This is a genomic window from Micromonospora sp. NPDC005163, assembly GCF_053599835.1.
Genome location: NZ_JBSFYP010000078.1, coordinates 15,048 through 28,617, shown reverse-complemented (window position 1 = coordinate 28,617; position 13,570 = coordinate 15,048). Strand labels below are relative to the sequence as shown.

Below are 13,570 nucleotides of genomic sequence, written 5' to 3'. Positions count from 1 at the left end.
GTCCTTTCCCATGACGTCATTGATCGAAACCTGCTGCTCCTTGATGGTGACAGCGTGTTGCACGACGGGGTAAAAGCCGAAAAAGGCTTCTACCCAGAGCACCGGCCGACCCATCACCACCGATGAACTCGCCGGCCTGCTCTCGGTCACCCCGCGGCACCCGGCGGTGTTCGCCACCTTCACCGCACCGTCCTTCGGCCCCGTCCACGCCCGCGCGGTCAAGCGGCACACCTGCGCCAACCGCAAACGCTGCGACTGCCGCCCCGACCCCTGCCACGCCCGCCGCACCACCAACCCCACCGCCGGCCTGTGCGCCCACGGTCGCCCGGCGGTGTGCTGGGCACGCCACGAACCGACAGACGCCGTGCTGGGTCAGCCGCTGTGCCTGGACTGCTACGACCACGACCACCAGGTCGTCTGGAACGTGTTCGTCGGAGAGCTGTGGCGGCGCACCAAGCAAGCCGCGGAACGCCACCTCGCCCACCTCGCCCGCCGACGCGGCATCCCACCCGTCGACGTCGTCACCGCCTCCGGCAAGGTGCGCAAGGTCGCCCCGGTCCGGCTGTCCCACGGCAAAGCCGCCGAGTTCCAAGCACGCGGGGCGGTGCACTTCCACGCCCTCATCCGGCTCGACGGCGTCCACCCCACCGACCCCACCGCCGTCATCCCGCCGCCGGCCGGGTTCACCGCCGCCGACCTCGACGACGCCATCCGGCACGCCGCCGCCCAGGTCGACTACACCACCCCCGGCCACCCCGACCGGCCCGCCGGCTGGCCCGTCATGTGGGGCAAGCAACTCGACATCCGTCCGATCAGCCTGACCGGTCGCGGTGAGGTCACCGATGGCATGGTCGCCGGCTACCTTGCCAAGTACGCCACCAAGAGCACCGAGGTAACCGGGCACCGCTCGGTCAGGCTCGACGCCGACTCCATCGGCGACTACGCCGACCCCGACGGCGACCACACCGCCCGCCTCATCGACGCCTGCTGGCGCATCGGCCGACCCACCAGCACACCCCGGCCCCTGCTCGACCGGCCCCGGGACCACCGGCCCACCCCCGGCTTCGTCGAGCGCTGGGAGTGCCCCGACTGCGGCACCCACACCCGCTACGCCGCCTGCCCCGTCTGCGTCGCCCAGCGTCAAGCCGCCCTTGAAGCAGAACCGACGAAACCGGCGACCGGCAACGCGTACGCCCGGCTGCGCAGGTGGGCACACATGCTCGGCTTCGGCGGCCACTTCCTCACCAAAGCCCGCCGCTACTCCGTCACCTTTCAACTCCTGCGCGACACCCGCGTCACCTACCGACGCAACGACGACCAGGACCAGGACGCCGGCGAGCACATCAAGGCCGTCGACCACCTCGACGACACCACGCTCATCGTCGGCACCCTCACCTTCGCCGGCGTCGGCTGGCACACCACCGGAGACGCACTCCTCGCCAACACCGCCGCCGCCCTCGCCCGCGAACGACACGCGACCGGCCGCGAAGAGCTCGCCCATGAACTCGGCACCACCCCCGCTGGCACCGACTCGGTCGCCGCGTGACCTGTCAACTTATGAAGGGAGATCAATGGATACCTCGGAACTTTTGACCGTGCCTGAGGCCGCCGCCCGGCTCAGGGTCAGCAAGTGGATGCTCTACAACCTGATCCGGTCCCGTCGCCTGCGCTCCGTGAAGATAGGGGACCGTCGTTTGATTCCGGTGGCTGCCCTGCGGAACTTCCTGGCCTCGCTTGAGGAGGATGCTGCCTGATGGGCGCGGTCATCGCCTTCCCCGTTCCCGAGCCCGAGGAGCCTCGGCGTCGCCGTTCCAAGAAGCGTGCCAACGGCCAGGGGTCGATCTATCAGCGCAAAGATGGCCGATGGGCAGGGGCGGCCTATGTCCTGACCACTGACGGCACCTTCAAGCGCGTGCCCGTCTACGGCAGCTCGGCAGAGGAGGTCGATGCCAAGCTCACCGAAATCAAGAGCCGTTCCAATCGCGGGCTGCCGGCTGAGGCCACCGGATGGACCGTCGCGTCATACGCCGATTACTGGATCGAGCATGTGGCTTCACCCAAGTTACGTCCGACCACGCTGGTTCGGTACCGGTCGTTGGTCGCGCGCTACCTGGTGCCAGCTATCGGAAAGAGGCGGCTCACGGCCCTAACCCCCGCCGATGTCCGGCTAATGCTCGCCAAGGCGGCGGCGACGCGTACCCCCGGGCGGAAGGATCAGCCCGAGGACGAGCGACCCAAGGTGTCGGCGCGCACGGTTCAGCAGGTCCACGCCGTGCTACGGGCGATGCTCGGCCAAGCCGTGCGCGAAGAGCTGCTTGCCCGCAACGTCGCTCGGTTGGTGCAGGCACCCGCGCCCGACCGGGAGGAGATTCACCCCTGGACCGAGGCTGAGGCCCGTGTGTTCCTGGCGGCGGCAAAGGCACACAGGCTGCACGCCCTGTTCGTGGTCGCGTTGGCCCTTGGTCTGCGACGCGGTGAACTCCTCGGGCTGCGGTGGTCGGACGTCGACCTGGACGGCGGACAGTTGCGGGTGTGGCAGACATTGCAGCGCGTTCGCGGCGACGGTGTGGTGTTCGGCCCGCCCAAGTCGCGCCGTTCTCGTCGCGTCCTGACGATGCCAGCCGTCGTGGTCCAAGCGCTGAAGCGGCACCGCAACGCTCAGAAGCAGGAGCGCAAGCTTGCCGACGGCCAGTGGCAGGAGACGGGGCTTGTCTTCACCACCGCCACCGGTCGCCACGTCGAGCCGCGCAACCTGAACACCGCGTTTGGTCGGTTGATGGCGAGATCCGGTGTGCGGCCGATCCGGCTCCATGACTTGCGGCACACCTGCGCCACTCTGCTGCTGGCCGCTGGCGTGTCGCCACGGGTCGTCATGGACATCCTCGGCCACAGCCAGATCGCGGTGACCATGAACATCTACGGGCACGTCATGCCGGCCATGCAGCAAGAGGCAGCAGGACACATGGACGCGGCGCTCGCCGAGCCTGAGACGGGTGATGACGCTGACGAGTGACATCGTTGCTGTCGCCGTTGCTGTCACTCGCGCCGAAACGACATCTGGGCACCCACCCGTGAGGGGTAAATGCCCAGATGATTGCTGGTGCGCCGCCAGGGACTCGAACCCCGAACCCGCGGATTAAGAGCCCCGCCGATGCCATGCTCATCGGTCCCCCACAGCGCTGGCAGTCCCACATCCCCCACCAGTCCGTTGCCTGGGGGCCGCCGCGTGCCACCGGATGCCCGTCGTCCACGGCGCGCGAGCACCCGGCGAGCACCCGCATACCGCGTCCCGGACGACCATAACCCAGCTGAGCGGAACCGGTGCTTGGCCGGCCACGCTACTCGAAGCGGTGGGCGTAGAGTTCCTTGTGCGTCGCTCGTGTCCGTCGTACGGTGCAGGAGTCGGGACGCCGGTCTATCCGTCTCCCTGTTTGCCGCTTCCTCTTCCCGGAGCCCACATCGCGGCGTGAACGCCGAGGGCTACAGACCGCTTGCGGCTCTACCCATCTGGTTGCTGAGGACGTTCCGCCTATCTGGACGGGCCGCCTGTCTCGCGCGTTCCCTACCAGTCGGGCCTCACGCTGCCGCACCCGTGGTCAGCGTCGCTCCCGCCGTGAGAGGGGTACCACCATGATCGCCGGATCCCATAGCGTGTCGCAGGATCCCGTCGGCGCCTTGCTGGCCGAGACGTTTCCGTACCAGCATGTTCTGCGCGCCGAAATTGCGGCGGATCTTTGCCGCTGTCCAGTTCTGCTGATCGACCCGCCGAACAAGTCGTTCTTCGGCCACGTTGTGGAACTCGCGATTGGTCTGGCCTTGTGCGATCAGAGCCCGCATCTTCGCCTGCTCCACTGCCTCGACCACGACCTCGCGACCCGGTTGCTCAGCATGGCTGGCTACCGGACCACCCTTGGCGCCGCCACGGCCTACGATGCCTGGCGCCGTAGCGGCTCACCGCCGCACCCGGCGCACATCTTTACCGTCGCCAGTCGGCTCGCTCACATTCGTAGCCTGCTCACCGACCTCGACCGTCATCGCCTAGACGCGGAGGATGTCGCACATCATCTCCTGCAGCGGTACCCGCGCCTCCTCAACAGTCGTCCCGACGAGACGTACCACACCAGGCGTGCGTTCCGTACCGTCTGGGCCAGCTACTCCAGCGGCTTCCACAGCGCTCTCCGCTCCTACGGACCGGCGACCGCGCAGCTGTCCCTGCTCGACGGACATCGCCACGCCGACTTCATCCTCGGCACCACCGTGCTGGAGGTGAAAAGCGGCCGACTCGACGAAGATCGCTACCTTAACGAGCTGATCCGTCAGATCATGACGTACGCGCTGCTCGCCCATCACGATGGTCACCGCGTCACCCACGTCGCCGTCTACGCCGCTCGATACCAGCGGCTGCTGCGATACCCCGTCGATGAGCTGACCAATCAGCTAGCCGGCACGCCCATCGATATGACCGCAACCGGAGCTCACCTGGCCGCCCTCATCAGGGACCGGCCACGCCGAAGGCCAGCCGCCTGACCCGCGAGAGGCAATCCGTACGTACTGCAATCGGCCGCTCGACCAATAGGCCCCTACCATGAGATAGACAACAATGGAGCCCGTCCTGAGGAGGTCATCGGTGGCTGGGCTGTTCGACGGGTTCGAGGGCTATCGTGTGGTGAGCGAGGCCGAGTCGCGTCACGCGTTGACGACAGCGCTGGTCGCGGTGGACGCCAACGTACTGCTCAACCTCTATCGCTACAACGCTCGAACGACGGCAGACCTGTTGACGATCTTCGAAAAGCTGGGCGATCGTCTCATCGTCCCCTACCAGGCCATGCGCGAGTTCCACCGCAATCGGCTCCGGGCCATCGGCAATCCGGAGCAGGCGACAGGCGAAGCCCGCGCCGCCCTGGAGAAGAGCCGCGCCGCGGCAGCGCGCGCCCTCGAAACCTGGTCCAAGCAGTTGGCCATCGACGATGCCGAGTTACAGCGATTGCACGCCGAAGTTGATGGTGTGTTCCAGCGACTGCGGGACGCGATCGACCGAGCCACACCCGACCGCGTTCACCCCTCCACACCGGCCGACTCCGATCCGGTACTCAGTAGACTCTCGGAGCTTCTGGCAGGCAAAGTGCTTCGGCGCCCAGCGGAGAAGACCTGGGAGTCGCTGATTTCCGAAGGTAACCAGCGGGTGGACGATCTCATACCTCCTGGCTATCTGGACGCCGAGAAGGGTGATCAGTACCCGGAGGCTGCCGCTGGCGACTTCCTCGTTTACATTCAGGCGTGCCACGAGGCGAAGACACGGGAGATGGACCTCATCATCGTTACGAACGATGAGAAGGAGGACTGGTGGTGGCGTCGTGGGCCGGACATGATCGGCCCACGGCAGGAGATGACGAACGAGTTCTTCGACAGTACCGGGCGTCGCCTGTTCCTGATGCGAGCCAGCGACCTGCTCAACCGCTCCCAGGCTCTCGACGTCGAGGTCAACCCAGAGTCCGCCAGGGACGCCGACATCACTCGCTCAGATATCGACATACCTGGAAAGTGGACGGCAGAGGCGGTGGACATGCTGCTCCAGCGGCTGCGTGGCGAAGGACGGCGCGATCTGGCGGACGTGATCGGGGGCGCGGCGGCTGGGGGCGGCACCATTAGCCGTGAGGAGATTTACGCCCTCTGCGACTATCGCGAGGACCGGATGCTGCGCGGCATCACCCGGCCTACCGCCAGGATCACGGCTGACCTACAGGCCGCCAAGGTCCTGCCGCCCTCGGTGACACCGATGATGAAGCCGATATACGTCGACGCCGGCTCGTTGAGTGCCATCCGGATTCCTTCTGAAGTTGTGGACATTCTCAACCAGAACGCCGCGCCGCCCGACACAGGATTGGATGTCGAAGCAAATGGCAAGTATCAGCCACTGACCGACTATCTAACAGCGCTGGATAGCGAAGCGACATCAATGACCTTCGACGAAGTCGAAGATGTCCTTGGTGACACGCTTGCACCATCCGCCCGCAAACACCTCCCGTACTGGTACTCACCCCAAAACTCACTTGGCAAGGCGATAGCAGCGGCTGGCTTCAAGGCTCGCGGTGTACGAATCGATACCGAGAGGGTGGAGTTCGTCCGACGCTCTTGACAGGTCAGCACGACGCAGCGCTATGTCTTGAGCAGACCTCGGGCCCCTGCCCACAAGTTCCGCCGTCTAGCCATCCCGCGGCAACGCCTCGACATCCACGACGGCTTCGTCGCACGTCGCCTGCACCATCCTCAGCTAACGAGGGTCCTACTCGTCGGATACGCGGAGGTACGTGATGCCGAAGCCTTCCGGCTCACGGTACTTCTGATACTTCGTGGCGAGGTCAAACGGGCTGTCCGAAAAGCGCTGGAAATGCCGAGCCCAATCTTTGTCAATGCTTCGGTCCAACCGGGCAGCCACGGGTCTATCTGATCGCTGTTATGCTTCCGATTTTGTCGAGACAGCGTCCCGCTCGGCCCACCCAGTATGAGCATGATCCCGTCCATGGCACCCGAGCGACATGGAGCACCCGAGCCACTGCAGGAAAGACCCGGCACTGGGAGAGGTCTGCTACAAGCGACGAGTTCCAGCACTGCGTGCAATTTCCTCGAAGTGAGAGTGCAAGCGAAGTAGCACCTCGGCGTCGAGGGCGGCGTAGGTCACCTGACTGTTCGTCAGCGGTCGCCGAATCCAGTCGCCGGCTTGTTCCCTTTTGTCGAGTTCCATGCCCAATTCTCGGGCGCAGACCTCACGAAGGCTGTGACCTTTGGCGGTGGGGCGCAGCCGCCTCGACACGTCACGCATATCTACGACGGCCTCTAGGGCGAGCCCGTACCGACCAAGGACGGTGCGCTCGAAGGAGGCGTAGTGGATTAGCTTGGTTATTTCGGTGCTCGCGAACAGTTCGCCGAGCTGTTCCAGGTCCGGAAGTTCGAGGACGTCTACCAGGTAGGTTGCCTCACGGCTCGCCATCTGAATCAGGCACAGGGCACGGTTCGCGAGTGTGGTTTCAACGTCGAGACCAACGACGGACTCAGACATCAGCTCAGCAACCGCTGCCTGGAGCTGCGGGAGGGTGCGTACCCAGACAAGTGGCCGGTCGTGCTCGCGGCGCAGCGGGGGCAGTTCCGCTGGGACCTGCTCGAGGCGGGCGAGGCGCACCGCGTCGCTGGGCGTCAACGTCCGGACGGACTCGGGAAGGCGGGGTCCACTGCCTTGGAGTCCCGAGAGCCATTGCCAGGCCCCGCCAACGTCGAGCAGAAAGCTGGCGATCACTTCACGTTCGACCCATGGGGGCATCAGCGGCTGGAATTTGCTGAGGCGGTAGTTGGGCAGCGATTCGGCGACGTCACCCCAAAGCCGATCGTTTTCCCAGAACTCGGGTTCGGCGAGCCCGGCAAGCGCGTCGCGGAAGGTCAGCACGTCGAGGTTCTTCCCCCGAACCTTAATGAGAAAGTTGTCCGGGATGACTTTCCAGTCGTTGCCGACCGCTTCGAGTGCGTACCGCAGGGTCGAGTTGATCCGTCCGCCAGCAAAGGTCCACCAGCGGATCTCCCCGTCGTCAACTTCCACGCCTCCACGGTGAGAGGTGACGGTCCCGCGCATGGTCGCGCGGTGCTCGGCGAGGACCCTCCACGCAGCATCGTCAAGGTATGGATAGCGGTCGTCACTCAGGAGTATCGACAGGATGCGCTGGCAGAGCTCGAATCCGACGTACTGGGGAAGGAAGCCGCCCCAGGTGGGCTGGCGCCCTCGGGGTGCCGGCTCGACGATCACGCTGCGATCGCGGTGCTCGATCCGCAGGACTGCCCACGCGCGTCCGCTGAGCAGGAAACTACTGACTCCGTCGACGAGCCGGTCGACGAACGTCTGGTTCAGCGAACCGAGGGCCTGACCACCGACGGTCTGAACCGTGTAGTTCTGCGGGCTGGAGAAGACCGCATAGAGGTCCATGAAGTTCTTACGCCCGAAGCGGCGTTCCGCCTTGGGGCCGAGGACCAGGCGGCCATCTGCGATCCGCAACGCGTCGTCCCGCAGCATCCAGCTCAGGAGACGGTCGAACTCGGCCTGGTGGATACCTCGGAAATCCGGTACCTGCGAAAGGTGATCCCAGGCAGCTGTGGCGGTGATCCCGTCGCTGGACAGCGACATGGCCAGGAGTTGGTGAATGAGTACCGGCCAGCAGCGGTCCTCCGCCTCGGCCGGTTCGACCCAGCCCGCCTTCGCCAACTCGACCAGGGCGATGGCCTGGACGACACCGTCCGTGGTTTCGCAGAAGAACGTGGTGTTGGCCGCCTGGCCGGCGCGCCGCCCGGTTCGGCCCATGCGTTGCAGGAACGAGCTCACCGTGTCCGGTGCCTCGGCCTGCAACACCCGGTCGAGGTCGCCCACGTCGATGCCCAACTCCAGGGTGGAGGTGCACACGATGCAGGCGTCGTCGCCGTGGTGGAAGCGTTCCTCGGCGAGTTGGCGTTCTTCCCTCGACACGGCGCTGTGGTGTACGAATACGGTGGTTCCGGCGCGTCTCATGTACTCGGCGACGGCCTCTGTCGTGGCGCGGGACTGGCAGAAGAACAGGCTCTTGTGACCCCGCGCGACCGTTGCCGCGTCCCGGGACAGCAGTGCCAGGTTCTGGCGGTAGGTGACCAGAATCTGCCGGCGCCCCGGCTGCTTCGGCGGGTCGACCACCCTCCCCGGCCGGTTCGATGTCCCCCGCAGCCATGACAGGATCGCCTCCGGGTTGCCGACGGTCGCGGACAGCCCCACGCGTTGGATGTCGTGTTTGGAGACCCGCGCCAGGCGTTCGAGCACGCTCATCAGGTGGGCGCCCCGATCCGTTCCGGCCAGTGCGTGCACCTCGTCGATGACGACGATCCGCAGATCAGCGAAGAGCCTGCCCTCATCTACCCGGGGTGAAACCAGCATCACTTCGAGTGATTCAGGTGTGGTCATCAGCAGTTCGGCGGGTTCTCTGAGGAACTGGCTGCGGGCATGATTCGGGGTGTCGCCGTGCCAGACGAAACGGCGCAGACCGATCATTTCGGTGTAGATGCCCAGCCGGTCCGCCTGGTTGTTCAGCAGCGCCTTGATCGGTGCGACGTAGAGGACGCTCACCCCGTCCGGCGCGGTTTCGACAAGCTGGGACAGGGCCGGGAACATCGCCGCCTCGGTCTTACCGCCGGCGGTGGGTGCCAGAATGACGGCGTTGTCGCCGGCTAGTAGCGCCTCGCCGGCTGCTTCCTGCACCGGGCGCAGGCTGGACCAGCCCAGCCGGGAAACGATCGCCTGCTGCAGGCGTGGTGCGAATCTGGCGAAGACGCTCACCACACGTCCTCTGCGGGCACGAGCCCGTCCGCCTCGTCGTCGAGGTCGGCGAGTTTCGTGCCGGAGATCACGTGCTGCTCTTCGGGACTGAGTTCCGTGGCCTGGAATCCGTACTCCGCCATGGGATCGTAGTCGTGGTGTTCCTCGACAAGGTCGAGCTGGGTGACGAACTCGCGCAGGAACTGGCGTGGCACCACGCCGACGTCTCCCTTGAATCCGGCGGTCACCTCCGCGACCAACCGTTCCACGAACGCGGTGCTGATCTTCTTTTCGAGGCCGCCACGGTCCGACGTCGGGAACAACTCACGCAGCCGAAGCGCAACCGATCGGAGGCGATCGGCGTCGAAGGGCACGAGTTCCAGCTGCGCCTGCCGTAGGCTGGCGAACCTGCCCTGCTTCAAGAACCGGATTCGATCGTGCAGGGGTGCGAGTCCGGCAACACCATGCCGGGTGTCGAAGAACTCCGGGGTACCGGTGAAGACCCACAACATGCCCGGATAGGAACTCGCCGCGTCGGCGATCTGCCGGATTCCGTTGAGGGACTTGTGACGCGAGTCCGAACGCATGCGCAGGATGGTCTCGGCCTCATCGATGACGACCACGAGGCCCGCGTACCCGGCCGCCTTCACGATCTCGAGCACGCCACGCAGGTAGTCCAAGGCGTCGCGGCTGCCGATGTCGCCCTTGATACCCGCGGACTTCTTGGCCGACATTGCGACGTTGCCGCTACCGCACAGCCAGGAGATGAGCGCTCCCGCTTCTGTGGTATCGCCCTTCTGCTTCAGCTCAAAGATCGTCTGAATGACACGGACGAAGTCCTGTGGTGCTCGGCCGCCGGTCATGGCGGCGAGGTCTTCGTCGAGGCGTTTCTGTACTTTGGTGTCGAAGTCAGGGGCCGAGTCGTCTTCGCCGGCTGCGACGAGGCTGTCTTCCACTCGTCCGATCCAGCGGTCGAGGATGTCGCCCAGGGCCCCTCGTGAGCACGATGCGGTTCCAAGCTCGGTCAGCACCTTGCGGTACACGTCGTCGAACCGGTGGAACCTGAGATCGTTGTCGGAGACCACGACGAAGCTGGTGGCGAATCCCTGGGCCTGCGCGTCGAGCAGCGCGAGGCGGGCCATGAAGGTCTTGCCGCAGCCGTAGCCGCCACGTATGAACTTGACGGTACCCTCGCCGCTCTTTGCGAAGTCGAGCTGTCGATGAAGCTCACCGCGCTGTTTGTCGATGCCCACGGCGAACGTGTCGATTCCCCGCTCGGGGACGAGGCCCTTGCGGAGCGACTCGAAGACGTGCTCGACGTCCTTCTGAGTCAGTGTGCTCATTCGCTTCCCTCACGTACGTATCGTTTCACTCCGGCTACGACATCGATGCGCACGCCGAAGGGTGCCTTCTGGGCATAGGTTTCAAAGTGGATGGCGAAACGCCGAAGACTACGTGGACCGCCCAACATCGCGGCTGCCTCGGTCTCTGTGACCGTGCCGTGCGTGGCCAGGTGCTCAAACAGCTGCCGAACCCCAGGTTCGGAGAACTGCTCGAGCCAGCTTGTACTGCCCGCCCCGACACCTGCCGATGGTGCGGGCCCTGGTAACGACGGCCCGCGGGTCGCGGTGACCGCGAAGCGGACATCCGGTACGCACGGCTCCACATCCGCCAAGACGCTGGGGTGGTGGAGCTGCACGAGCACGCGCGAGTTGGATGCTCCGGAGAGCCGGAAGAAAAGCTCGAAAGGTTCGCCGACCGTCGCTACCACCACGCCGCCTGCGAGCCGCGCCTTGCCGCGGGTCTGGCAAAGTTCGACCTGCACGCCTTCGGCGTCGTGAACCCGCAGTGCGAGCTCGACGTCCTGTGAACTTCCGAAGTCCAACGACCGCTGCGCGAGGACCTCAACCTTCGCCTCGATGCAGTGCATCCCCGCCACGTCCTCCCGGGCCTTGGCTTTGATGCCATATTGCACGTTATTTCCGCCAGAGGCGGCGCGGTGCACCACGGTCAGGACCGGGATGACGCGCTCCTGCAGGCTGTTGCCCCCGTGGACAAAATTCATGGAGCGCCGGCCGGTATCGAACACTGCAGTGGTCTCTGGGAACATCAGGTGCCCGTCGGCTCCCTCGTAGCCGAGGTTCGCCAGGACGACCCTCGCTTCTCCATCGTGATCCGCTGCCACTGGGGAGAAGACATGCCTTCGGTCTGGATCGATGCGACGACCGTGCGCCTGAGCCGACCCGGTGCTGTCGTCAAGCAGGAGAAAGCCGTGATCGCTAGTGAAGACGAACCGACGCACGCCCGCGTCTCGAAGAAGACGCCAGGCGGCGCGCAGCTTCTGCATGGCGTGTTCGAAAACCGCAGGACCGACACCCTTTTCGCCGGCATTGTCGATTTCCTGGCTGTGGACGACGACGAGTCGTGCCTGGGCGATGGCGCGTTTGAGTGAGCCGCTGTCGCGGCTGACGACCTGATCGAGGGTGAGCCATGGGCACGTCGTTCCGCCCACCCGGTCGTGCATGGCCCGCTTGCGGGTTTCGGGGTCCGACACGCGAAACTCGCCTGTCTTGAAACCCTGAACGCCTCCCGTGTCGCTCGCCATCGAAATGTGCAGACGGCCGTTCTTCTCGACGGGTGCTAGCACGTTCATGCCTACCGCAGTAACGGTGGGAAGTTCTGCGAGCCGGGGCTTGAGCAGCACGGTGGTGGCAGGGGTGTCCTTCAGCTGGTGATAGAGCTCCTCGCCCATCTCGAACCGAAGAGCGTCGACAACGAAGTACGCCGTGACGCCAGCTTCCTGCGTCATCGGCTTGACTACCTCGTTGAACAGCATCCGTTGCTGGTACGCGACGTCCGGAAGGAAGCCGTGGGATATGCAGAGCGCGTTGAACTCGCGCGCCCACCCATCGGCCCACAGGCGCCAGGCGCGCCGCATCCCATCGAGGCGTGTCCGTAGGGTTTCGAACTCGGGCAACTGTGGGTAAAGCAAAGCCACCCGCCATTGCTCGAGCTGCCGATGCGCCTGGTCCACGGAGGCACCCCGCTCGACGTAGGCGTTCACGGCGGCTTCGAGGCCGCCCTGAGCACTCGCGCCCACCCCCAACTTTTCACCCGCGCGCGTGATGGCCTGCCCGAGTCGGGCCGCGTCGTGGACGAGCTGCCAGGCCGACTGCCTCGTTGGATCGTCCTGAAGCCAGAACGAGGCGCCCGCGGTCCGCGTGTCTACTCGACGCTCCGCCCACTCTGCGGCGAGACCGTAGTCTCCGCGATCGAGGGCCGCCATCGCGGCCTTGAGAACCTTGTCCTCTTCGAACCTAAAGGTGTCGACCTTGCCGAGATCTTCGGCGTGGGCGGCCTCGACTTCATCGGCGAACACGGCTTCGGTTTCGTCCGCCGTTCGCTGGTAAAAGGCTGCATGGCGCGCGCGGAGGTGGGTCGCCGCGCTGCGGCACGTTTCGATAACCGGACGGGGCAGGTCCAGGGCGAAGGTGAGGCGCGTATTGACGGGCGCCCGTTTTAGGTCGTGCACGTACTCCACGCACAGCATCCAGCTTGCGGCGACAAAAGCCACATCCTCAGCGCGTGGCCTGGAGGGCGGAAGCATGGCATCGCGCCAGTCGTTTGGCAGGCCGATCTCTACGGCGAGACGCGCCCAGATCACGTTCTCGTCGTCGAACTGTTCGATGCGCCCGGCGACGAATCCCCCATCGAGAAGGTCATCGAACAGAGCGGTCAGTTTCATCGCTCGAAGCTGCCCGGCGATGCCGCCCCCGGTGTGGTCCAAGTGCGCATTCAACCAGGCGTCGGCCCCCGAAAGCGTCATGTCGGGCTGTTCTTTGAACGAGGCGATCTGATCCGGGCGCACCCGTCCTGCCGCAGCCTCGGTGACGAGGGTGTCGAGCGCCTTGCGGTATCGCACGCCGGCCGCGTAGAGCTCGAACAGCGGTGTACCGCGTACGGTCTCCTCGGTGAAGCCTGGCAAGTGGATGACCAGCGGCACCTTTTCGGTACCGGCAGCGACACCGTCGAGCGCCAACATCAGCGACAGATAGCTGCCCCGGAACGCGTAGACCTCGTACGGCACTGAGCCGGACTCACGTAATGCATCGAGCCGGTCGACGAACTCCCTGTAGTGCCCGGCCTGGTCAAGCCATACGAGCACGCCGTGCCTGCGCACCCACGTGCGGAGATCCGCCTCGAGACACTCTGACACGGGACCACCCAGCTCGACCGTCGTAGCCCCAGGTC

7 protein-coding genes and 2 pseudogenes are annotated in these 13,570 nt (G+C 65.4%); 5 read left to right on the top strand and 4 right to left on the bottom strand.

Annotated elements, in window-relative coordinates; translation table 11 throughout:
• Positions 1 to 183, bottom strand: a pseudogene (locus tag ACWD6N_RS32665) (hypothetical protein); the annotation flags it as partial.
• Between ACWD6N_RS32665 and ACWD6N_RS32660 the strand changes: the two are divergent.
• From ACWD6N_RS32660 to ACWD6N_RS32640, 5 genes and pseudogenes are all read left to right on the top strand, one after another.
• Positions 155 to 1,546, top strand: a pseudogene (locus tag ACWD6N_RS32660) (replication initiator); the annotation flags it as partial. The pseudogenes ACWD6N_RS32665 and ACWD6N_RS32660 overlap by 29 nt on opposite strands.
• A 25-nt stretch (positions 1,547 to 1,571) precedes the next feature.
• Entirely contained in the window at positions 1,572 to 1,754 is a 183-nt protein-coding gene (locus ACWD6N_RS32655; protein WP_450005963.1) for a helix-turn-helix domain-containing protein, read from the top strand.
• Entirely contained in the window at positions 1,754 to 3,013 is a 1,260-nt protein-coding gene (locus ACWD6N_RS32650; protein WP_450005961.1) for a tyrosine-type recombinase/integrase, read from the top strand. Before ACWD6N_RS32655 ends, ACWD6N_RS32650 begins: the two co-directional genes overlap by 1 nt.
• A 617-nt stretch (positions 3,014 to 3,630) precedes the next feature.
• Positions 3,631 to 4,527, top strand: coding sequence for a hypothetical protein (locus tag ACWD6N_RS32645; protein WP_450005959.1), 897 nt, complete (start codon positions 3,631 to 3,633; stop codon positions 4,525 to 4,527).
• Between the two features lie 100 nt (positions 4,528 to 4,627).
• Complete coding sequence (locus ACWD6N_RS32640) at positions 4,628 to 6,136, top strand: PIN-like domain-containing protein (protein WP_450005957.1); 1,509 nt, start codon at positions 4,628 to 4,630, stop codon at positions 6,134 to 6,136.
• Between the two features lie 450 nt (positions 6,137 to 6,586).
• Here ACWD6N_RS32640 and ACWD6N_RS32635 read toward each other — a convergent pair whose 3' ends face one another.
• Genes ACWD6N_RS32635 through pglZ form a run of 3 tightly spaced genes read right to left on the bottom strand, consistent with a single transcriptional unit; the run spans position 6,587 to position 13,535 of the window.
• Positions 6,587 to 9,340 (bottom strand): DEAD/DEAH box helicase, encoded by a 2,754-nt coding sequence (locus tag ACWD6N_RS32635; RefSeq protein WP_450005955.1) that lies wholly within the window; start codon positions 9,338 to 9,340, stop codon positions 6,587 to 6,589.
• On the bottom strand, positions 9,337 to 10,662 hold the full coding sequence (brxD, locus tag ACWD6N_RS32630) for a BREX system ATP-binding protein BrxD (protein ID WP_450005953.1): 1,326 nt from the start codon (positions 10,660 to 10,662) through the stop codon (positions 9,337 to 9,339). Before brxD ends, ACWD6N_RS32635 begins: the two co-directional genes overlap by 4 nt.
• Positions 10,659 to 13,535 (bottom strand): BREX-6 system phosphatase PglZ, encoded by a 2,877-nt coding sequence (gene pglZ / locus ACWD6N_RS32625; protein WP_450005951.1) that lies wholly within the window; start codon positions 13,533 to 13,535, stop codon positions 10,659 to 10,661. The genes brxD and pglZ overlap by 4 nt, the downstream gene beginning before the upstream one ends.
• Positions 13,536 to 13,570: the final 35 nt, after the last annotated feature.